Source organism: Marinobacter sp. PE14 (assembly GCF_053566155.1).
The window spans coordinates 913,400-935,471 of sequence record NZ_JBQXNY010000002.1 but is presented as its reverse complement, the minus strand read 5'-3'; the positions used below and the strand labels follow the sequence as shown (position 1 = coordinate 935,471).

At 59.1% G+C, this 22,072-nt stretch carries 21 protein-coding genes; 12 read left to right on the top strand and 9 right to left on the bottom strand.

Annotation, left to right across the window (positions count from 1 at the left end):
- Positions 1 to 28: 28 nt before the first annotated feature.
- The 3 genes from hemB to ACWJ62_RS10020 form a co-directional block, all read right to left on the bottom strand.
- On the bottom strand, positions 29 to 1,099 hold the full coding sequence (gene hemB, locus ACWJ62_RS10030; protein WP_449286044.1) for a porphobilinogen synthase: 1,071 nt from the start codon (positions 1,097 to 1,099) through the stop codon (positions 29 to 31).
- 90 nt (positions 1,100 to 1,189) lie between these two features.
- Positions 1,190 to 2,212: a lipase secretion chaperone gene (locus tag ACWJ62_RS10025; protein ID WP_449286043.1), complete on the bottom strand. Its 1,023-nt coding sequence runs from the start codon at positions 2,210 to 2,212 to the stop codon at positions 1,190 to 1,192.
- Between the two features lie 158 nt (positions 2,213 to 2,370).
- Positions 2,371 to 2,592: a hypothetical protein gene (locus ACWJ62_RS10020; protein ID WP_008173503.1), complete on the bottom strand. Its 222-nt coding sequence runs from the start codon at positions 2,590 to 2,592 to the stop codon at positions 2,371 to 2,373.
- A 271-nt stretch (positions 2,593 to 2,863) separates the two neighbouring features.
- On the opposite strand from ACWJ62_RS10020, the gene ACWJ62_RS10015 reads away from it, so the two are divergent.
- From ACWJ62_RS10015 to panP, 4 genes are all read left to right on the top strand, one after another.
- The gene (locus ACWJ62_RS10015) at positions 2,864 to 3,496 is read left to right on the top strand and encodes a TetR/AcrR family transcriptional regulator (RefSeq protein ID WP_449286042.1); all 633 of its coding nucleotides are present in this window, start codon (positions 2,864 to 2,866) and stop codon (positions 3,494 to 3,496) included.
- A gap of 2 nt (positions 3,497 to 3,498) precedes the next feature.
- A complete protein-coding gene (locus ACWJ62_RS10010) occupies positions 3,499 to 5,199 on the top strand; it encodes an isovaleryl-CoA dehydrogenase (RefSeq protein WP_449286041.1) in 1,701 nt (566 codons plus the stop codon).
- Between the two features lie 144 nt (positions 5,200 to 5,343).
- Complete coding sequence (locus tag ACWJ62_RS10005) at positions 5,344 to 5,688, top strand: DUF503 domain-containing protein (protein ID WP_449286040.1); 345 nt, start codon at positions 5,344 to 5,346, stop codon at positions 5,686 to 5,688.
- A gap of 188 nt (positions 5,689 to 5,876) precedes the next feature.
- On the top strand, positions 5,877 to 7,553 hold the full coding sequence (gene panP / locus ACWJ62_RS10000) for a pyridoxal-dependent aspartate 1-decarboxylase PanP (RefSeq protein ID WP_449286039.1): 1,677 nt from the start codon (positions 5,877 to 5,879) through the stop codon (positions 7,551 to 7,553).
- A 172-nt stretch (positions 7,554 to 7,725) separates the two neighbouring features.
- Here panP and ACWJ62_RS09995 read toward each other — a convergent pair whose 3' ends face one another.
- Together ACWJ62_RS09995 and ACWJ62_RS09990 are read right to left on the bottom strand one after the other, a co-directional pair.
- Positions 7,726 to 7,992 carry a hypothetical protein gene (locus ACWJ62_RS09995; RefSeq protein ID WP_008173512.1) on the bottom strand — a complete coding sequence of 89 codons (267 nt, stop codon included), beginning with the start codon at positions 7,990 to 7,992 and terminating at the stop codon, positions 7,726 to 7,728.
- Between the two features lie 89 nt (positions 7,993 to 8,081).
- A complete protein-coding gene (locus tag ACWJ62_RS09990; protein ID WP_148608700.1) occupies positions 8,082 to 9,641 on the bottom strand; it encodes an inorganic phosphate transporter in 1,560 nt (519 codons plus the stop codon).
- 207 nt (positions 9,642 to 9,848) lie between these two features.
- On the opposite strand from ACWJ62_RS09990, the gene ACWJ62_RS09985 reads away from it, so the two are divergent.
- The 3 genes from ACWJ62_RS09985 to ACWJ62_RS09975 all read left to right on the top strand — a co-directional run bounded on the left by ACWJ62_RS09985 (position 9,849) and on the right by ACWJ62_RS09975 (position 14,139).
- Positions 9,849 to 10,952: a GGDEF domain-containing protein gene (locus ACWJ62_RS09985; protein WP_449286038.1), complete on the top strand. Its 1,104-nt coding sequence runs from the start codon at positions 9,849 to 9,851 to the stop codon at positions 10,950 to 10,952.
- A 79-nt stretch (positions 10,953 to 11,031) separates the two neighbouring features.
- Complete coding sequence (locus ACWJ62_RS09980) at positions 11,032 to 11,478, top strand: flavodoxin (protein WP_449286037.1); 447 nt, start codon at positions 11,032 to 11,034, stop codon at positions 11,476 to 11,478.
- Between the two features lie 81 nt (positions 11,479 to 11,559).
- A complete protein-coding gene (locus ACWJ62_RS09975; RefSeq protein WP_449286036.1) occupies positions 11,560 to 14,139 on the top strand; it encodes an EAL domain-containing protein in 2,580 nt (859 codons plus the stop codon).
- A 4-nt stretch (positions 14,140 to 14,143) separates the two neighbouring features.
- Here the strand turns inward: ACWJ62_RS09975 and ACWJ62_RS09970 are convergent, their stop codons facing one another.
- The 3 genes from ACWJ62_RS09970 to ACWJ62_RS09960 form a co-directional block, all read right to left on the bottom strand.
- Complete coding sequence (locus ACWJ62_RS09970) at positions 14,144 to 15,001, bottom strand: acyl-CoA thioesterase (protein WP_449286035.1); 858 nt, start codon at positions 14,999 to 15,001, stop codon at positions 14,144 to 14,146.
- Between the two features lie 134 nt (positions 15,002 to 15,135).
- Complete coding sequence (locus ACWJ62_RS09965) at positions 15,136 to 16,290, bottom strand: NAD(P)/FAD-dependent oxidoreductase (protein WP_449286034.1); 1,155 nt, start codon at positions 16,288 to 16,290, stop codon at positions 15,136 to 15,138.
- A 58-nt stretch (positions 16,291 to 16,348) separates the two neighbouring features.
- Positions 16,349 to 16,516, bottom strand: coding sequence for a rubredoxin (locus tag ACWJ62_RS09960; RefSeq protein ID WP_008173532.1), 168 nt, complete (start codon positions 16,514 to 16,516; stop codon positions 16,349 to 16,351).
- Positions 16,517 to 16,781: 265 nt separating this feature from the next.
- Between ACWJ62_RS09960 and ACWJ62_RS09955 the strand changes: the two genes are divergently transcribed.
- From ACWJ62_RS09955 to phoR, 5 genes are all read left to right on the top strand, one after another.
- Positions 16,782 to 17,339, top strand: a complete 558-nt coding sequence (locus ACWJ62_RS09955; protein WP_449286033.1) for a hypoxanthine-guanine phosphoribosyltransferase — start codon at positions 16,782 to 16,784, stop codon at positions 17,337 to 17,339.
- A complete protein-coding gene (locus tag ACWJ62_RS09950) occupies positions 17,320 to 17,883 on the top strand; it encodes a chorismate--pyruvate lyase family protein (RefSeq protein ID WP_449286032.1) in 564 nt (187 codons plus the stop codon). The genes ACWJ62_RS09955 and ACWJ62_RS09950 overlap by 20 nt, the downstream gene beginning before the upstream one ends.
- 69 nt (positions 17,884 to 17,952) lie before the next feature.
- A complete protein-coding gene (ubiA, locus tag ACWJ62_RS09945; protein WP_449286031.1) occupies positions 17,953 to 18,840 on the top strand; it encodes a 4-hydroxybenzoate octaprenyltransferase in 888 nt (295 codons plus the stop codon).
- A gap of 77 nt (positions 18,841 to 18,917) precedes the next feature.
- The gene (gene phoB / locus ACWJ62_RS09940) at positions 18,918 to 19,610 is read left to right on the top strand and encodes a phosphate regulon transcriptional regulator PhoB (RefSeq protein ID WP_104270801.1); all 693 of its coding nucleotides are present in this window, start codon (positions 18,918 to 18,920) and stop codon (positions 19,608 to 19,610) included.
- 53 nt (positions 19,611 to 19,663) lie between these two features.
- A complete protein-coding gene (gene phoR, locus ACWJ62_RS09935) occupies positions 19,664 to 20,983 on the top strand; it encodes a phosphate regulon sensor histidine kinase PhoR (RefSeq protein WP_449286030.1) in 1,320 nt (439 codons plus the stop codon).
- On the opposite strand, the gene ACWJ62_RS09930 is transcribed toward phoR, so the two are convergent.
- Complete coding sequence (locus ACWJ62_RS09930) at positions 20,980 to 21,855, bottom strand: response regulator (RefSeq protein ID WP_449286029.1); 876 nt, start codon at positions 21,853 to 21,855, stop codon at positions 20,980 to 20,982. The two genes, phoR and ACWJ62_RS09930, sit on opposite strands and share 4 nt — an antisense overlap.
- Positions 21,856 to 22,072: the final 217 nt, after the last annotated feature.

Genomic DNA, 22,072 nt, shown 5'->3' with positions numbered 1-22,072 from the left:
GCCACTACCGGCGAATGATTTGCTTGGCTTATCCGTGCCGCTGATCCCGCATCAATCGGGCCGCGCGCACGGCAAAGTAGGTCAGGATTCCGTCGGCCCCGGCTCTGCGCATGGCCATCAGGCTTTCCATCATCACCGCATCGCCGTCCAGCCAGCCGTTCTGGGCTGCGGCCATGTGCATCGCGTATTCGCCGCTGACCTGGTAAACGAATGTCGGTACCCGCAATTCCGCCTTCACCCGGTGCACGATATCGAGATACGGCATACCGGGCTTGATCATCACCATGTCCGCGCCCTCGGCCAGGTCCATAGAGACCTCATGCAATGCCTCGTCGCCGTTGGCCGGATCCATCTGGTAGTTGGCCTTGTTACCCTTGCCCAGATTGGCCGCCGAGCCCACCGCATCACGGAAAGGCCCGTAATAGCTTGATGCATACTTGGCAGAATAGGCCAGGATCCGTGTGTTCACATGGCCGCCGTTTTCCAGGGCTTCGCGAATGGAACCAATCCGGCCATCCATCATGTCAGACGGTGCAACCACATCGGCCCCTGCGTCGGCATGTGAGAGCGCCTGATTGACCAATGCCTCGACGGTTACGTCATTGAGGACATAACCATCGTTATCGATAATGCCGTCCTGGCCATGGGTGGTGAACGGGTCCAGCGCCACGTCCGTAATCACCCCGAGTTCCGGGTGGGCCGCCTTCAGGGCGCGAACCGCTCTCTGCGCCAGGCCATCGGAATCCCAGGCCCCGGAGCCGGAGAGATTTTTCTTCTCGGCCGGAACCACCGGGAACAGGGCAATCGCCGGGATGCCCAATTCCACCAGCTCCACGGCCTGTTCAACCAGAAGATCAATGCTCAGGCGCTCCACTCCCGGCATTGAGGGCACCTGTTCCCGCTGGCCCTCACCCTCCAGCACGAACACCGGATAGATCAGGTTGTCCGGCGTGAGCTGATTTTCCCGCACCAGGCGACGTGAGAAATCGCTGGCCCGGTTACGGCGCAAGCGGGTGGCAGGAAAAGTACGGGGAGTCGGAATCGGCACTGACAACCTCCTGAATGGCTGAACAAAAAGTCTGATGGACCGTCTCGGCATCCGCCGGGCGCCCTATGCGCCATCATACACGGCCAACGCCGCTGGTTGCAGACTCCCTCAGCAGGATAAAGCGATTAAATGACAGGGGGATTACTGGATCGAATCCAGCGCCTGCGCACGAATCCGTTCGGTTTCATTGAAGTGACTGGCTCTGAGTCGCTCAAGCGCCTGCTGACGTTCTGGCTCTGCGAGCCCGGAGGACAACAGCCGGTCCCGCTCCTGTGAATAGACTTGCCAGCGGCGGTCCCAGTCCTTTTGTTCCTCCTCAAGGCGGGCCAGCCTGTCCGCCGCGGCTTCCCCAAACGCCTCCTGACGCCAGGCATCGAGCGCGCTGGGATCATCCGCCAGCTCCTGACGCACCTGTTCATAGTCTGCAAACCGTCGGGTCTCCTTCCTGGCTTTGCGGAGCGGCTCCGGCAGGGAAGACTCGGCCTGTTGAAGAGCCTCGGCTCTCTGCTCATCGGTCAGGCTGTCATCGCTTGCGATCCTGAGCTTTTCAATCTGGAAACGGTCCACTGCCTCATCGTCGGCAAAGAAAGCGTCGGCGGTATCGGCGTCCAGCCAGGTCCGTCGGAGCGCCTGGATCTCTGCCATCCTCCGCTGCATTTCACCGGCGCCAAGCCCGGACACCTCCCCATAGCTTTGCTCCAGCTCAGAAACCGCCAGCTTGTATTCCAGATAGTTTCCCAGGGTTGCCAGCGCCTGGGATCTCGCCGGCTCTTCCAGGACCCACAGAGCCGTTTCTATGCGCGCCACCAACTGTTCCAGCGATTCCTCTCCCAGGGCTGACAGGAAATACTCGAACAGCTGCCGCAGATGCGGGGTCGGGATGAGATTGCCGAGCCTGTCCGTCCGGGCCCAACCATCCGGGACCGCGGTGCCTGCCAGCGAGGCCGGCAACTGCTCGGGAACACGAACCTTGGAAGCATTGTTTACCAGGTCGGACGGCGCAGAAGCATCCTTCTCCTTGTTCAGTGGTTTCAGAGGCTCATCAACGGGCGCCGACACGACCGGCTCACCGATGGCAACCGGATCCGCTGTCATCAGCCAGAAGCTGGCAACAGCTGCTATGATCAGTAGCAAAACAAGGAAAAGAGGGATACGGAGCTTCATTACCACACAGGGGTCCGGATTTTCGGGTGACTGGCGATTTGCCCGGGCTAACGGCGCAAAATGATAAGGAACGAGGATAAACGACGCTGACAGGTCATACCGAGACAGGGATCAAAAACGGAGCCGGGGCGAAGCGCCCCGGACTGCCGTCTGAACGTTCAGAGGGAGCGGTTGTTAAACCCCACTTCCACCTTGCGTGGTGTATCAGAACGGAAGGAGGTATCTACTTCCTGGATCCTTCCGCCCTGACTCAGGAACGCTTCGATGTCTGCCTGCAACTGTGCACGAACGCGGGCACGGCCGGCGATGGAATGGTTGTCGTCACTGTCGCTGGTCCAGCTTCCGGACTGCTCCAGATTGCTTTCGTCGAATTCACTCATGATCTTTTCTCCATCAACGAAAACAGATGGTCGAGTGCTGCGACCCCGCAGGGAACCTCACTCCGTATCGACGAACGACCGCCTGCGGCTTCGTCTTGGCGTCTTTATAATCTGCTTTTCGTGACCACGCTATTTATTGGCAACGCCTTTTTGTAATTTTTTGTAACGAGTAACAAATAATTGAATTACTTGCGAAAATTTTATATTCGTCTGTAGTTCAAAAAATTGACACAAAGAGTGAATAATGATTCACTTCTTATAGGGAGCCCGAATGGCCTATCGAGAAACGGAAAAAATGCGCCAGCGCAAGGCGGAGGCGCGCAAACGGATTGTGGACTGCACCTATCAGTGCGTGGCCGAGGGCGGTTTTCGAAGCGCACGGGTAACCCGGATCGCCGGGCTGGCCGGCGTTGCGACAGGAACTATCTACCGGCATTTCGAGTCCAGAGAGGACCTGTTCGCCGAGATTTTCCGGCTGGCAACCCAGCGGGAAGTCGACAAGGTCGCCGAAGCTCTGGCCTCGGATGGCAACGCCGCCGAGCGGCTTGAGCAGGCACTCCAACAATTTGCCGAGCGAGCACTGAAAGGCCCGCAAATGGCCTGGTCACTGATCGCCGAGCCGGTGGACCCGAAAGTGGAAGAAGAGCGACTGGCATACCGCAAGGCGTACGCCAACCTGTTCGAAAAGGCGATCCGAGAAGGCATTGAGGAAGGATGCATCCCGGATCAGGACGCTCGCCAAAGCAGCACCTGCCTGGTGGGCGCCATAGCGGAAAGCCTGGTTGGTCCATTGTCACCGACACAGTCCAATCAGGCCACCAGAACAGCAGAAGATAACAATGAGCCGCTGGTCAATTCCATCATCTGCTTTTGTATGCAGGGGCTGACCGGCACCAGGAGGTAGCTATGAACGCGCGTCAACCCCGGCCAGAGACGCCATCAAACGACCAGGAAGATCGCTACCTGGCCAGCACCCATGAGGTCTTCAACCAGCCTCCGGCCCTGGAGAACTACAACCTGTTCGAGCAGGACATTGCCCTGCAGGAAGCCGCCCTCCGGGAGGGCGCCGGTAAAGCCGCCGAGGATCTCAAGGCATTCGGAGCCCTGGCCGGGGCCGCGCAGACCATTGACCTGGGGTTTCGCGCCAACGCCAACAAACCGGTCTTCAACACCCATGACCGTTTCGGCCACCGCATAGACGAAGTGGACTTCCATCCGGCCTACCATGAGCTGATGCGGATCGCTTTCGACAATGGCCTTCACTGCAGCCCCTGGAGCCATCCAGGCCAGGGCGCACATGTTGCCCGTGCTGCCAGGTACTACATGCACTCCCAGGTGGAAGCCGCCCACTGCTGCCCTGTCACCATGACCTTTGCCGCCATTCCGTCGATTCGCAAACAGCCGGAACTCGCGGCCGACTGGGAAGCCAGGATCCTGGCCGACAGCTATGATCCGCGCAACCTGCCGGACAGCCAGAAAAGCTCTGTGACCATCGGCATGGCCATGACCGAGAAACAGGGCGGCAGCGATGTACGCGCCAACAGCACCAAGGCCTACCCGGTCGGTGTTCAAGGTCCCGGCCAGGCCTATGAACTGGTGGGGCACAAATGGTTTGTCTCTGCCCCCATGTGCGACGCCTTCCTGGTACTGGCGCAGACACAGACAGGACTGTCATGTTTTCTGATGCCCCGCTGGCGCCCAGACGGTACCAAGAACCCCTGGCAGGTCCAGCGCCTGAAGAACAAAATGGGCAACGTTGCCAACGCCTCCAGCGAAGCCGAACTGCGCGGCGCCCTCGCCTGGATGGTTGGCGAGGAAGGTCGCGGCGTGCCCACCATCATCGAAATGGTGGCCATGACCCGCTTCGACTGCATGATCGGCAGCTCCGCCGGCATGCGCCAGGCCATCGCGCAGGCCAGCCATCACTGCCGCCACCGCAGTGCCTTCGGCGCCCGCCTGATCGATCAGCCCCTGATGCAGAATGTCCTGGCCGATCTGGCCCTGGAAAGCGAAGCAGCCATGGCCTACACCATGCGCATTGCCCGCGCCCTCGACAACCAGGACAAGGAACACGAACGCCTGCTGGCCCGCCTGGCCACACCCGTTGGCAAGTACTGGATCTGCAAACGAACCCCGAACCATGCCTACGAGGCCATGGAATGCATCGGCGGCAGCGGCGTGATGGAAGACTGCATCATGCCCAGGCTGTTCCGGGAATCCCCCGTCAACGCCATCTGGGAAGGCAGCGGCAACGTTCAGTGCCTGGACACCCTGCGCGCCCTGCAAAAAGAGCCTGAAACCCTCGACGCCTTCTTCAAGGAAGCCGCCGAAGCCAAAGGCGCCGATCGCCGCTTCGACCAGTTCCTGGCGCAGCTGCAACACGACTTCGCCGACATCAGCGATTTCCAGTACCGCGCCCGTAACCTGGTCGACAGAATGGCCCTGGCCCTACAGGGCTCCCTGCTCCTGCGACACTCGGATGCCGCCGTCGCCGACGCCTTCTGCGCCTCCCGACTGCAGTCCAGTGGCGGCATGAACTACGGCAACCTGCCCTCGGGCACCGATCCGGCAGCCATTATCAAACGGGCAACGCCTGTAGTAGGGTAAGGGGTTGCTGTTAGCCAGACCTGTCGGATTACGCCTTCGGCTAATCCGACCTACGGTTAACTTATTACTCGGACAAGTCGGTCGGATTAGCCGAAGGCGTAATCCGACATCTTTTCGGCCCATTTAAACCCTGGCGAACCAGACATGTCAGAAGCCCTGAGAAAACTCCTGAGGGAAGGCCAAAAGCCCCAGCAGCTGGTTATCACGCCCAACGTGGGCGTACTGACCCTGCACTTCCAGCTCTACGGCTGCGACGACCTCAAAGCCAAGCGCAAAGTCTTCACCGCCCTGAAGGCCGTCTGGGGCAAAGAACCCGACCTCGCCGTTGCCGAGACCGCCGACCAGGAGGCTCTCGACTGCGCCACCTGGACCATCGCGGCCCTGGGCACCTCCTCCCAGCAAATCACCCAACGCCTGGACCAGATCGAAAAAGCCATCGAAGAACGCGTGGATGCTGCCATACTGGATATACATCGGGAAATACTCTGACCGTATAACCCGGGTCCGGGGCGTGTGGCGTAACCTGTCGCCAGGCCGTATACTACGCCCCCTCAGGGATGCCAGTGCGCCTGCCAGCGGCAGGCGGCCAGAAATTAATGCCGGATATGAATGCCGGCCGTATCCGCAGGGCATCCGGAACCGGCCCTTCGGATGACCACTGATTGTGAGTGGCGCCTATGACCGGAAAGAAAAAATCCGCACAGGCCTCGGTAGAGGCCATGTATCGCGTGTTCACGGTGCCTGAGGCGCCGGAATCGACGCTGAGCCGGATTGACCAGAACATCTCCCGCAATCTTGCAGGCTTTCTGCAGGAGCACATTGTTGCGGTTGAACGGGACCTCTCGGATGTGGAGAAAGACTTCTCCGACTACAGCATCCCCGAGAAGCCTGTCTTTGTGTCTGAACAGGCCCAGTTCCTGCTCGACAAACTGGTGGCCAACTCCGTTCACACCGCCTCGCCGGCCTTTATCGGGCACATGACCTCCGCGCTGCCGTATTTCATGCTGCCGCTGTCGAAAATCATGATTGCCCTGAACCAGAACCTGGTCAAAACCGAAACCTCCAAGGCGTTCACCCCCATGGAGCGCCAGGTGCTGGGCATGATTCACCGGCTGGTATACCAGGAAGACGGCGCCTTCTACCGCAAGTGGATGCACGACCCCCGCTACGCCCTGGGCGCCATGTGCTCTGGTGGCACCGTCGCCAACCTCACCGCCCTGTGGGTCGCCCGCAACCGGGCCTTCCCGGCCGAGGGGAGCTTCCGCGGACTGCACCAGGAAGGCCTGTTCCGGGCGCTGAAATACTACGGCCATGAGGGCGCCGCCATCGTTGTCTCGCGCCGAGGCCATTATTCCTTGCGCAAAGCCGCCGACGTACTCGGCCTCGGCCGGGAATCCCTGATTCCGGTGGATACCGACGACGAAAACCGCATCAACACCGATGCCCTGCGGGACAAGTGCCTGGAACTGCAGCGCCAGAAGATTAAGGTCATGGCCATCTGCGGCGTGGCCGGCACCACCGAAACCGGCAACGTCGACCCCCTGGATGCCATGGCCGACATCGCCCGTGAATTCGGCGCCCATTTCCACGTGGACGCCGCCTGGGGCGGGCCGACCCTGTTCTCCCGCACCTACAAACACCTTCTGCGCGGTATCGAAAAGGCGGACTCGGTCACCTTCGACGCCCACAAACAACTCTACGTCCCCATGGGCGTGGGCCTGGTGGTATTCCGCGACCCGAGCCTCGCCAGCGCCGTGGAACACCACGCCCAGTACATCATCCGTAAAGGCTCCCGGGACCTCGGCAGCACCACCCTGGAAGGCTCGCGGCCGGGCATGTCCATGCTGATTCACTCCGGCCTGAAAATCCTGGCCCGGGAAGGCTATGAGATCCTGATCGACCAGGGCATCGACAAAGCCAAGACCTTCGCGGAAATGATCGAAGCTGAGCCGGACTTCGAACTGGTCACGAGACCGGAACTGAACATCCTGACCTACCGCTACTGCCCGGAAAACGTTCAGGAAGCCCTGGCCTGCGCCGACCCGCTGCAGGCGGAAAAGCTCAACACCTGCCTGAACCGGATTACCAAGTTCATCCAGAAAACCCAACGGGAACGGGGCAAGGCATTCGTGTCACGGACCCGACTGGAGCCGGCCCGTTACTTCAATTTTCCGTGCATCGTGTTCCGGGTGGTACTGGCCAACCCTCTGACCACCAGGGAAATCCTGGCCGACATCCTTTCGGAACAGAGAGAGCTATCACGGGATGAGGGTATAGAGGATGAGATCAGCATCCTGCACCAGATGGCGGATGCGGTATTAAAACAGGCGCAGCCAAACGCCAGACAGGCTTGAAAACGGCGGCAAACACTGGAGCCTGAATAGTCGGCTGGGGGGACGTTTCAAAAACTGTGCGGAGCCAGGGATGGCGGAGCCAAGCGTACAGGGACGTATTCACAGCGTGTTTTTGAAACGTCCCGCCAGCCGGCTCCTCTCCCGAGGTTTAAGGCCAAGAGCCTGGAGTAGATCAGTAAAGCGCCTCTTCATCATCCAGAACATCATGGATGATATCGAGAAACATCTTATCCGCCTCACTCCAGTTCTCCGGAATCCGGATATTGGTGCTGGCACTTATTTCCTGCGCAATCAGCTCCTCGGCATTCGGTTGACCCCGGTGCTTGCGAGCAATCTCCATGGACTTGACGGCAATGGTCGGGTCGCTCAAAACCTTCTTGATGAAGGTCCTCAGCTCATTAATCATCTTGGCCTGACGGCCTTCAACGGATGAACTCATACTCCACTCCACGGACAAATAGGCTTGAGGGGTGAACCACCCCTTTTTACAGATAGTATGACCAAACTCGGTTTATACAACCAGCCCGGTCAGATCAACAAGCCCCGCAGGGTGAAGAACAGAATCGCAGCCATAATGGCCGATGCCGGTACGGTGATGATCCAGGCTGCGGCAATGCGCACCAGATGCGAACGCTTCACCAACTCTTCCCGGTAGATCTTCTTCAGGCGTTTGCGCTCGGACTTGGACAGAGGTACCTGCTTTTTCTTCTTGGCCCGCTTGAGCAGATTCTCCATTTCCTCAACCGACGCGTTGCGGAAATCATCCAGGAAGGGCTTGAGACGCTCCTGCTCGGCAGGATCATGGTGCTCCATGATCTTGTGCAGTTGGGTTGCATAGTTGGACTTCAGGTACTCACGGAGGAAACCCACACCGAACACGCCACCAATGGCGATATGGGTGGAGCTGACCGGCAAGCCCAGTTGAGACGCAAGGATCACCGTGAGCGCCGCCGAAAGGGCGATACAGAACGCCCGGGTTTTATCCAGTTCAGTGATTTCACTGCCAACGGTCTTGATCAGGCGCGGGCCGAACAGCATTAGGCCAACGGCCAGACCCAGGGCGCCCACCATCATCACCCACAGGGGAATATTCGCCGACATGACAACCGAATCAGCAGAGAGGGCGTCGTTGATGGCTGCCAGCGGACCAATGGCGTTGGCGACGTCGTTGGCGCCATGAGCAAAACTCAGTAGCGCGGCGGCAAAGATCAGCGGCCAGGTGAAGAGGGTATTCACCCCGGCGGAGCTGTTTTCCATGGTTGAGGCCATGCGACCCACCAGGGTACGCATGACAAAGAACACCACGGCGGCGGCGGCAAGACCGATCAGGGTCGCTTCCATAAAATCGACTTTGACGATTTTCTTGACGCCCTTGATCATCAGATAGGTGCCGAAAGCCCACGCCATGATCGCTACCAGCCAGGGCACAAAGGTTCGTGCTGCCGGAATGACCTCCTTGCGGTAAAGCACGGTCTTCTTGATCGCGAAAAGGAACAAGGCCGCAAGTGCACCACCGAGCACCGGCGAGATCACCCAGCTGGCGGCAATCTTGGCCATCACCGCCCAGTCAGCGATACCCCAACCACCAGCGGCGATACCGGCGCCAAGAACGCCACCAACAATTGAGTGGGTCGTGGACACCGGTGCACCCATCCAGGTAGCCAGGTTCAGCCACAGCGCGCCCGCCAGCAAGGCGGCCGTCATCAGCCAGACGAAAGCCCGGCCCTCTTCCAGATTAGAGGGATCGATGATGCCGCCCTTGATGGTGGAAACCACGTCACCGCCGGCAATAATCGCCCCGCCGGCTTCAAAAATGGCAGCGATAACGACCGCCGCGCCCAGGGACAAGGCACCAGAACCCACCGCGGGGCCGACATTGTTGGCAACGTCGTTGGCGCCGATATTGATCGCCATGTAACCGCCAATGACCGCAGCGGCCATGAGCAACATACTGTTGGGCATTCCCTGACTGAATGATCCGACAGTCAGCCATACACCAAGTAGGAAAAGCAGGCTGATGCCGACCCTGTATCGTTCCGTGGTAGGGCTGGTGAGAAGGGTATCCAGAAATCCGCTCGAACGGGCCATAACAGCTCAGGTCTCGTTTAGTCTGTGGGGATTGGGGGCGAGCTCTGTCGCGCGGCAACTATAAAATTTTTGACATGAAAATGAAATAAAACGGTCACATTTCACACAAAGTAAACACATCACAGACGGAACTGCAAAAATTCACTAAATTGACCCATAATTCCGGCGAATAGCGTCAAAATTATAAAAATAGCAAACAAGGTCTCCATGCCCCATCCAACTTCCTCCGGGCAGCGCGCTGCCGGCGAACGGGAAGATGCCCAGGTTTCGCGACTTCTGACCTGGCTGTCTGCAACCGCCATTGGTTTCCTGATTGGCATCGGCGCCAAGGCCTGGTTTGCCGGCCACACAACCCATGCCTGGGTGCTCTGGTCTTTTATCGGCCTGATTGCCCTGAACATGCTTTACTTTGCCGGCACCGGCAACCGTGCCCGCCAGAAAGCGGGGATGATCGTAATTGCGGGGCTGCTTTTCACCTACCTGATCGCCTCCGGCGGCGAGAGCAACACCGGACCGCTCTGGTTTTACGTCTTCCCCCCTCTCCTGTTTTATCTGACCGATCTCAAAACCGGCACGGCGGTTCTGCTGTTCTGCTACCTCGTAGCCGTAGTGGTATTCCAGTTTCCCGGCCTCCCGCTGGTATCCGCGGAATACAGCATGGATTTCAAGATCCGTTTTTTCGCGGCCCTGACCTTCGAATCCATTTTCTGTTTCGTGCTTGAAGCCAGCCGCCTGAAGGCACGTAATGAACTTCTCGCCCTTGCCGAAGCCCATGAGCATGCAGCACGAACGGACGAACTCACCGGGCTGGCCAACCGGCGCGACATGCAGAATCGCCTGGCGATGGAGTTTTCCCGGTACCAGCGTTCGGGCCACCACTTCTCCATTGCCCTGATCGATCTGGATCTGTTCAAACAGATCAACGATCAGTTCGGGCACGATGCCGGTGATGACGTCCTCCGCGAATTCGCCGGACTGATGAGAACGGTGATACGGCAGGCGGATGTCGCAGCCCGATGGGGCGGTGAGGAATTTCTGGTCTTGTTGCCGGATACCTCCCTGCTGCAGGCGCTGACCCTGGCAGAGCGGTTGCGCTCTGACGTGTCCAGGCATGCGTTCCGGTTCAGGAATCAGTCGTTGCCGGTAACCATCAGTGCTGGCGTCTGTTCCATTGCCAAGGCTCGCTCACTGGACGATCTGCTCAAACAGGCCGATCTGCATCTCTACAATGCCAAGGAATGCGGGCGCAACCGAATAGCACCCCGGGTCCGAAGCCAGGAAACCGAGCCTTCGCCCTCCCCGTCTCCTTGAGGCGGCAAAGCACTCCCGCTATGATCGTGCGCCACCGAACGACCGTATGGTCAATCTTCAGGCGGCGAATGGGTAATCTATGACATCAATCAGAATCCTGGTGGGCAGCGTCTATGGTGGCGCGCTCCTGACGGCCAGAACTCTCAAGAAAGAGCTTGAGGGGGAGGGCCACCAAGTAACCGTGCTGGAAAACCCGGTACTGGATGACATCACGTCGAACAACGATGCGCTACTGGTATGTACATCGACAACCGGACAGGGTGAGCTGCCGGCCAATCTGCTGCCCTTCTACTTGGACCTGCGGGACCAGTTGCCGCAACAACCGGGCCGGCCGTTTGGCATCATCGTCCTGGGTGACAGCTCCTATGGAGATACTTTCTGTGGCGCCGGCGACCTCATCGAGGAAGCGCTGTATGAAACCGCTGCCTGTAAGGTTGGAGACACGCTTCGGATTGACGCCCTGGAAACCATGGAGCCGGAAGCGGAAGCACTGCCCTGGGTCCGCGGTTGGCTGGAGCAGATCTGAGCCCCGACTACATAAATTTGCCAATCAGGTTCTGCCGGCGGCTTGAGCCGCCAAAGACGACACGCCATACTCCTCTGGACAATGACAATTAAGCGGTACGACGTGGCATCCACTCTCTGGCTTCGTTTGCTGATAACGCTTTTGCTGTTATCTGGCCTGGCCGCCCCCTCGCTCGGGGCTGAGGTTTCTTATGCCCCGCAGATCGAATATCTGCGCGCCGCTCCTGATCAAAACCTCTCGGCCAGTGAGGCACTGACATCCAGCCACTGGCAAACCCTGCAGGAAGAAAGCCCCAATTTCGGCTACATCCGCGATACCGTCTGGCTCCGGTTCCCGGTATCCCACCCGGCGAGCATCAACCTTCTTGAAGTTCGCTACTCACAGCTGGACAAACTTACCTTCCACTTGCTCGAGAACGGGAGAATCGCCCGGCGCGTGGAGACCGGAGATCACGTTCCGTTTGACCAGCGGCCGATACTGCACCGGCATTTCCTGTTCCCCTTTGAGCAGAGCATTGCCAGCGAGTATGAAATCTTGCTGGAGGTGCGCACAGAAGGTGCCATGCAGATTCCGGTTCGTCTCTGGAACGCCCAGGCGTTCTTCGAGCATTCTTCAACGGAAGACCAGATGCATGCGGTCTACTACGGCATCCTGATCACCGTCATCTTCTTTAATCTGTTTATCTTCGCGGCGCTGAGGGAACCGGTTTATTTGCTCTATGTGCTATCAACTTTGGGTTACCTTTTGCTCATCGGCACGCTAAACGGTGCTGCATTCCAGTTCCTGTGGCCACAAAACCCCGGCACCCAGAACCAGATCATGCTGGTGGCCGTGCCTCTGGCGGTTCTGTTTACCCTGCTGTTCTCGCGCTCATTCCTGAAGCTGCGGGAAACCGGCCCAACGCTCAACCGGCTGGTCGTTTTCGCAATATCCGTGAACGCAGCCGTCGCGTTGATGACTTTTTTCGTCGACTACAGCACCGGCAGCCGACTGACCGTGGCCCTGGCAATACCCAGCTGTCTTCTACTCACTGTTCTGGGACCGGTGCAATGGTGGAAAGGGAACCCCCAGGCGGGTTATTACACGGTGGCCTGGGCGGCACTGACCCTGGGCAGCGCAATAACGGCGGCCAACAAGTACGGCCTGCTGCCCAACAATTTCGTGACCACCTACGGCATGCAGATTGGTTCGGCACTGGAGGCCATTCTGCTAACGCTGGCCCTGGCGGCGAGGCTTTATCAGGAACGGCAGGACAAGGTTGACGCGCGGGAAGCAGAACTGAACGCCCTGGCGGCGAGGCGATCGGCGGAGCTGAAATTGATGGATCATGCTCTGCATAATCCCCTTACCGGCCTTCCCAATCGGGGCAGTCTGGAGATGATGCTGAACGACCTGATGCTGCGCAGCCCCGAGCGACGCTATGGCGTTGCCGTTATCCATCTGAACAACCTGCAGTCGGTCACCAAAACGCTGGGGCATCGCAACAGCGACCGGATTCTGGAGCTGGCATCCAAGCACTACAATGCCGTGGCCCGGGAGCTCCCGGGCGCCATGCCGGTGGAGCAGAGTGATCAGCGCAACTTCTACCTGGCATCTCTGGACCCACAGACATTCGCCTTTGTTGTTGACGCCGATGCCACCGGTTCCGTTCCGCGCGCTATCCTCAAGTCACTGGAAGGCATACGCTATCCGATCGACTATCTGGGCATGCAGATTCCCCTGGACCCAAGACTGGGCGTGGCGATCTTCCCGGAGCACGGTACCGATGCCAATACCCTGATACGCCGGGCGGTGATCGCGGAAGGATCGGACTCTGCGCGGGAGCGGGGTATTGCCTATTACAAGTCCAAGAAGGACTCCTACAGCGCCGACCGGCTGACCCTGGTATCGGAACTGCGGCATGCGCTTAACACCAACGAGCTCGCCCTGTTCATGCAGCCCAAGCAGAGCCTGAAAACCGGTCGAATCGTCGGAATTGAGGTTCTGATCCGATGGCCCGGGCGGGCGAAACCGCTCCGTGCCGACGAGATTGTCAGCTTGGCGGAACAGACCGGGCTGATCAAGCCAATGACCCGATGGGTCCTTGAGCAATCACTTGAACTGCGCTCGCGATTGCTGGAGCGCGGCTGGCCCCTGAACATATCTATCAATATTTCGCCCAACAACTTGCGCGAACCGGATTTTCCCATTTTTGTACAGCGTCTGATGAACAGCTACCACAGCCACCAGGGCGCAATCATTTTTGAAGTCACGGAAACGTCCATGATGCAGGACCCGGCCAACTCCCTCCGGGCGCTGAACTCACTCAGTGCCACGGGAATCCCGGTGTCGATCGATGACTTCGGGTCCGGCTATTCTTCGCTGTCCTACATCAAGCAGCTACCGGCGAGCGAGGTCAAAATCGATCGTTCACTGGTCACCGAGCTGCCCACCGAGGCGGAAGACCGGGTGATTGTCCAGACCACCATCGACATGTGCCACAGCCTTGGCTACCAGGTGGTGGCAGAAGGCGTCGAGGATGAGATCACAGCCAAGCTGCTAGGGGACATGGGGTGCGACATGATCCAGGGATACCTGCTGACACCGCCATTGCCTTTCGATGAACTGATGACCTGGCTGGATCAGAATCACCAGCAGCCGGACCAGCGCAAACTGGGCTAACCGGCTAGGACCTTTGACGAATCAGCGCTTCCTGGGTGGTGGATGCCACCAGCACACCGTCCTGATTGAAGAAATTGCCACGATTGAAACCCCGTCCCGCTGAAGCACTGGGGCTGTCCTTGTCGTACAACAGCCATTCGTCCATGCGGAAATCCCGGTGAAACCAGATGGCGTGATCCAGACTGGCCACCTGCAGGTTCTTGCTCATGAAGGTCAGACCGTGCGGGTTCAGGGATGTCCCCAGGAACTGGAAATCCGATGCGTAAGTGAGCAGGCAGCGGTGAAGCACGGGATCGTCCGGCAGATGCCCCTGGGCCCGGAACCAGCTCTGCTTATGGGGCGGTCGCTTCTCCGGTTTCAGGGGATTGACCGGGTTCACCGGCCGGATCTCGATCGGGCGGTCCCGGGTCAGAATCGGGCGCATCTTCTCGGGCACCTGGGGGGCGAGCAGTTCACCCCATTCCTGTTCCGAGCGAAGTGTTTCCGGGTCCGGCGCATCCGGCATGGTCAACTGATGCTCGAACCCTTCCTCGGCTACCTGGAATGACATGGAGCCAGTCAGAATTTCCTTGCCGTCCTGGCGAGCAATCACCCGACGTACCGAGAAACTGCCACCATCACGGACCCGCTGGACCTCGTAGTCGATGGGCATGTCCTGGTTGCCGGGGCGCAGAAAATAGGCATGAAGGGAATGGCAAAGGCGACCTTCGACGGTTCGGCTGGCCGCCATCAGCGCCTGGCCAAGAACCTGTCCACCGAACACGTTGGGAAAGCCCAGATCCTCGCTGTCCCCCTGGAAATGGTCGTCACCGATGGGCGAGAGATCCAGCAACTCCACCAGTTTCTTGGTTACCTCAAGCATGCCTGCTCCTGTGATATCGTTAGCACACGAAGAAGTTTTCTACCGCAAGCGGCGAAATTTCGCAATGAAAAGCCGTTGCCGGCCAAGAGAAAGCAGCCCCGTGGTATCGGGGCTGCGGAATGGAGTCGGGCTAATCAGCCGTGTATCGGGGGTACTTCCTTGGACAGGGCCTGTTTCTCCATGGCATAACTGCCGGTTACCGCAAACCCCAATACATCGCCCCCGGCGCCCTTGAACAGCGCCTTGACGCTGGTGCCATCCTGCTCAACTTCCCAGTTGCCCTCGGCTTCGGACGGTGGTGGACAGACGGCGGTCGGGCAGCAGGGCGTTTTGATCATCACCGGCATGGTGCCATAGCTCACCTCGGTGCGCTCACCAAGCAAGGTTTTTGCAAGCGCCCGGGAACAGGCCATCAGCGGCAGGACATAAAGCAGCACGTGACCGTCGACTTCGGCGCAATCACCGAATGCGTAAACATCCGGCGCGGAAGTCTCGAGCGCGCGATTCACTACAATCCCCCTGGCCGTCTCCAGCTCGGCAGCCCGGGCCAGATCGGTCCTTGGGCGCAGGCCCACAGCGGACAGTACCAGATCAGCTTCCAGAGTGTCGCCATTGGCCAGGGTCAGACTGACCCCATCACCCCTGCGGTCGATCCGATCAACCAAGGTTCCGAGATGAAACCCTACCCCCAGATTCTCCAGCTCCTGTTGGACGGCATGGGCGGCCGCCTCCGGCAGCAGTCCTGGCATCACCTCCTCGGAGGGGGCAATCACGTCAACCTCATAACCGCCATTGCGCAGGTCGTTAGCAAACTCACACCCAATCAGACCAGCCCCCATGATCGCCACCCGTTTGCCCTCGCCCAGGGCGTCCCGGAAGGCACGGTAATCCATCAGGTCATTGATCGAAAACACATGCTCCTGGCCATCACCATCAAGGCCAAGCCGGATCACATCGGCGCCCCAGGCCAGAACTAGCTTGCTGTAGGCAAGTCGTTCGTCACCGAGAATCAGTTCGTGGGCCTCGGTATCAATGCCGGTGACCGTGGCAAATGTGCGAATCCGGACATTCAGCTGCTCCGCCATGGCGTCGGTTCCGCCCTGGGCCAGCCCATCGGCGTCCTTGCCCTTGGTAAAGCCGGTGGACAACATGGGCTTGGAGTAGCTCACGCCATCGTCGGCGGTAACCATCAGAACCGGGGTCTCCTTGTCCTGCTTCCGGATTTCCCGCGCCAGGGAATAACCGGACAACCCGGTACCGACAATAATGATGGGGGCCTGCTCAGTCATAACCGCGTTCCTGTATTTAACTCACCTTGGCGGGTTTCACCTGCCATGCCGGGTAATATCAACCGATCTCGATCATTTCAAAATCTTCCTTGCCGACACCGCAATCCGGGCATACCCAGTCTTCCGGTACGTCTTCCCACTTGGTGCCCGGTTCAATGCCGTCCTCGGGCCAACCTTCGGCTTCATCGTAAATCAGACCGCAAACCACGCACTGCCACTTCTTCATAGGTTTTCTCCCAATATCATCCGGGCGCAATAGTAATTGTCAGACAATCATGCACGCAAGTGTTTTGTTCGCATTACAGATACGAACAACTGTCGAATCAGGCCATCATACCCATCGCCCCGGGATTGACCAATGCCAATGCCGACGGTCCGGCCAGGGGATTTCTGCCAATAGCCACAAATACAGATCTGACAACCCGGGCGGCCCCTCCCTTCTGTAGGCCCTCTCCGGTATAATCGCCCGTTTTACGACAGGACCGACCGATATGACCGATACCGTCGCCGAAATGAACCTGGTTATGGCCGAAGCCGACTGCCTGGTGGATGAACAGCAGGTACAGACTGCAATCGGCAACCTGGCCGACGATATTACCGCCCGCCTGAAAGACAGTAACCCCCTGTTATTCTGCGTGATGAACGGCGGGCTGATCCTGACCGGACAACTGCTACCCCGGCTCCGGTTTCCGGTCCAGGCCGAATACCTGCATGCCACCCGCTACCGTCAGGAAACCACCGGCGGCATTCTCGAGTGGAAACTGCAGCCCGAAGCCGATATGAACGGCCGCACCATCCTGATTGTCGATGACATTCTGGATGAGGGAACAACCCTGTGCGCTATCGCCGACTACTGCCGCGCGCACGGTGCCAGTGAGGTACTGACTGCCGTTCTGGTCGACAAGCAACATGAGCGGAAAGCCCGTCCGGATCTGAAGGCCGATTTCACCGGCCTGGAAGTGGAAGACCGCTTCCTGTTCGGTTACGGCATGGATTACAAGGGCTACTGGCGCAATGCCCCCGGCATCTATGCAGTCAAGGGTCTCTGACATCAACAGTCGCCTGACCATACCCCCGACGGACTGGTACCAATCGCTGACGGCCGCCGGCCTTCGCAACCCGGAGGTTCACGGCCCTGCCCGCTATTGGCTGCAGGTAGAGGGCTCGTTTACGCGGGCCCTCCAGAAACAGTGCAGCCATTCCTTTCACGTTGAGGTCCGCCGGGAGGGCTTTGCAACGCCGACACAGGAAGAGGCCCGGCGTCTGCACATTCCCCACCGCCAATACGCCTGGATACGGGAAGTCAGCCTGTGTGGCGACAACCAGCCCTGGGTATTGGCCAGGACGGTCATTCCCCTGGAGTGCCTGGAGGGCGAGGGTCGCCGGCTGCTTCACCTGGGCAATCGACCTTTGGGCGCCTACCTGTTCACCAGCCCCAACTGGCAACGGGGCCCTCTGGAAACCGGCCTCTGCAAGCCGGTAATCCCGGGTCAGCCGCAACTGGCGCGGCGTTCCCTGTTCAACGGCCACAACAGCTCCCTGCTGGTTGGTGAATACCTGCTACCGGCCCTGTTTCAGCGGAACACGCTTTAACCGGCCTCCTGCGACTGGCTATAATCCCTGCACTTATTCAATTCGAAGAACACCAGACGGACGCACGCCATGCTGCCTGACGCTGTGCCAGAATCTATCCAGCGCCGGTTGGCCGACTACGCCAGCCTGCTCAGAATCGACCGGCCAATCGGAACCCTCCTCTTGCTGTGGCCAACCTACTGGGCCCTTTGGCTGGCGGGCGACGGCAGCCCCGGACTTGCCAATGTGATTATATTCACCCTGGGCGTGTTCTTCATGCGCGCTGCCGGCTGTGCCATTAACGACTTTGCCGACCGCGACTGGGACAAGCACGTCAAACGCACCAAGGACCGGCCGCTGACCGCCGGCCGGGTAAAACCCTGGGAAGCGGTGGCGCTGTTCGCAGGACTGTGCCTGGTTTCCTTCCTGATGGTGGTTCTGTTCACCAACCCGCTGACCCTGTATCTGTCGTTCGGCGGTGCCCTGCTGGCGTTTATTTACCCGTTCATGAAGCGTTACACGCATTTGCCGCAGCTGTTTCTGGGCGCGGCCTTTTCCTGGGCCATTCCCATGGCCTGGGCGGCGGAGGCCGGCGAACTGAGCCAGCTCACCTGGCTGCTGTTCACGGCCAATGTACTCTGGACCGTTGCCTACGACACCCTATATGCCATGGTGGATCGGGATGACGATCTGAAAGTGGGCATCAAGTCCACGGCCATCCTGTTCGGCGAGGCCGACAAGGCGATCATTGGCATCCTGCAGGCCATGGTGGTACTGATCCTGATCATGGTGGGCCACCGTGCCGAGCTGGGCACGTTCTATTACCTGGGCGTCGTGGCCATGGCCTGCCTGTTCGTGTACCACCAGTATCTGGCGCGGGAACGGGAACGGGAAGGCTGCTTCAAGGCGTTTCTCAATAACAACTGGGCCGGTTTCGCGGTTTTTGCAGGCCTGGTGATTGATCTCATCATTGGCTGAACCTGTCATATACTTGTAACACTTGAGCGTTGTAATGAGGCAGCAACAAATCAAGGTCTGACACAGGTTAAAAGCTCATGACTGGAAAAACTGTCCTGATCGTCGATGACGAGGCCCCGATCCGCGAGATGATCGCGGTGGCCCTTGAAATGGCGGATTATGACTATCTGGAGGCAGCGGACGCCCGGGAAGCCCATGCCCTGATTGTCGACAAACACCCGGATCTGGTACTCCTCGACTGGATGCTTCCCGGCACCAGTGGCGTAGAGCTCGCGCGTCGCCTGAAAAAAGAGGAAGCGACCGCCGACATTCCCATCATCATGCTCACCGCCAAGGTTGAGGAAGACAACAAGATCCAGGGCCTGGAAGTTGGTGCCGACGATTACATCACCAAACCGTTCAGCCCCCGGGAACTGGTCGCCCGCCTGAAGGCCGTGCTTCGGCGCGCGACTCCGCCGGGCGTGGACAGCCCGATCGAAGTGGAAGGCCTGACGCTGGATCCGGTCGGGCATCGGGTCACCACCCAGAATGGCGCCCTTACCATGGGTCCAACAGAATACCGACTGCTTCAGTTCTTCATGACGCACCAGGAACGGGTATATACTCGCTCCCAGCTCCTGGACCAGGTCTGGGGTGGCAATGTCTATGTCGAGGAACGGACGGTGGATGTGCATATCCGCAGGCTCCGCAAGGCACTTGGCGACCAGTACGACCACCTGATCCAGACCGTGCGGGGAACCGGTTACCGCTTCTCGACCAGAGCCGCGTAAGTAACTCCGGCCAGCTGAGCATCAGCCCCGGAACGGACACAAGGCAGTTTTTGATGCAACACAACTGGTCACGATACCTGCGCTACATTATCGGTGGCCTGATTGGCTCCACCCTGGTTGGCCTCTATTTCGGTGAGCCCGTTTACGGCCTTACCTTCGGGCTGATCGTCTATCTGTGGTGGACGCTGCTTCAGGCCAGGCGCCTCTACCAGTGGTTGTCCAACCCCAGCGCCACCGACGAAGCCCCCCAAAGCATCGGCCTGTGGGGCGATATTTTCGATAACCTTCACAAACTGCACCAGAACCACCTGAGGACCCAGGACCGGTTGAGGGCCCAGATCAATCGGGTTCAGGAATCCACCAATGCCATGCGCGATGGCGTGATCATGACCGACTCCCGGGGTGCCATGGAATGGTGGAACGGCTCTGCCGAATATCTGCTGGGTTTCCGGCGCAACACCGACCAGGGTCAGTACATCCATAACCTGATCCGCACGCCGGCCTTCAAGACGTACTTCGATTCGAGGGATTACCGCGATCCCCTGGAGATACATTCGCCGGCCAAACCTCATATTCACCTTCAGATCCAGATCAGCCTGTTTGGTGATGACGACCGCCTGATCGTCGCCAAGGACGTAACACGGCTGTATCAGCTCGAACAGATGCGCCGTGACTTCGTCGGCAATGTGTCCCATGAGATGCGCACGCCCCTCACGGTCATCAGTGGCTACCTCGAAACCCTGGTGGACAACGCCGCCGACCTGCCGCCGAAGTGGCGCCGAGCTATTAACACCATGGCCGCCCAGTCATCCCGGATGGAAGCCCTGATTACCGACCTGATCCTGCTGTCACGTATCGAAACCGGGGAACAAACGGTCAACGACACCCTCACGGACGTGGACCAGTTGCTGACCCAGATCTGTCATGACGCCCGGGCGCTCAGTGGCGAAAAACAGCACGAGATTACCGTGCATATCGGCGACCATCGCCTGCTGAAAGGCGATGAAAGCCAGCTGCGCAGCGCTTTCTCGAACCTGATATTCAATGCGGTGAAGTACACCCCTGCAAACGGTCAAATTACCGTCTCCTGGTCCACCAACCGGGAAGGCGCCCACCTGTCGGTGAAGGACACCGGTATCGGTATCGACCCGATCCATATCCCCCGTTTGACAGAACGCTTCTATCGGGCCGATCCCAGCCGTCATAAAGACACCGGCGGCACGGGTCTTGGCCTGGCAATCGTCAAACACGTGCTGCTCAACCACGACGGCAATCTTGAGATCCGCAGCCGGATTGGCGAGGGCAGTGTATTTATCTGTCACTTCCCGCGGGAGCGACTGGTCGAGCGGATCCCCGAGAAGGCAGAGAGCTAGCGCATACCCGCCCGGAAGCGGGCGACAAACCTCGACAGGTCCTCGAGTTTTTTCGGATCTTCATCGACAAAACGGATGGTAACGCTGACAAAGTCAGTGTCCTGGCGTTTGTCCACCGCCTGCAACTGGTGCACGTAGCCGTTCAGCCTCGCCATCTGGCCCTCGGCGATCTCGATGTCCACCACCGCCTGGTCGAGAATCCCCGGGAATACCTGGTCCCGCTTTGCGATCACCCGCACCTCCGTCAGATTAATATCCTTGACCACCGATTTCAGGGTGCTCTCGGCGAAGCGTACCGAGGCCAGGCTCATGGGCGCCCGGGCCGAAGTCTGCCTTGTCGGTGCCGAAGGCTCGGGCCGGGGGGAAGACGGCTGTGACGTGGCGGAACTCTCCGCCGCGGGCTCAGACTTGCGGGTCAGCAGGTTGGCCGATTCTTTGAAGGCGTCGGCGGGGCTGGCCATGGATTTGCCGCTCTGATCCATGGCGTCTTTCAGTTGGCGGCCCATCACCTTGATGATCTTCTTGCTCAACCCCTCCGGGCTGAACGGTTTGCCAAGGTATTCGGAAACGCCGCCCTTGACCGCTTCGATCACGTGATCCTTGTCACCCCGGCTGGTGATCATGATAAAAGGCACGTTTTCGTACTGGGGCTGCTGACGCATCCACTGCAACAACTCCAGCCCGGACATCTCCGGCATCTCCCAGTCGCACAGAATCAGGTCAAACGCGGTCCGCGACATCAATGACTGGGCTCGCCGGCCGTTCTGGGCGTCGGTAGTCTCGATGACCGGAAAACGCTGGCGCACGGTTCGCTTGACCAGATCACGTACAAAACTGGCGTCATCCACCACCAGCGCTTTCAGCATTGCCATAGTTCAGACCTTCCCCTATCCACAACCCGATTCTATGGTGCAACTATAGAACAAAGACCTCCGCCAGAAACCTGCCGGCAACAAAAAGACCACAATCGCTGTTTTCCGGGAACCGGCAGGTTAAAGAATTGTCACTCCACGGGGGCCAGGACAGTGTTTCTCCGGCCGGAAAACGCGCTACCATGGCCTCAGGATACTCCACGATCATCAGCCTGAT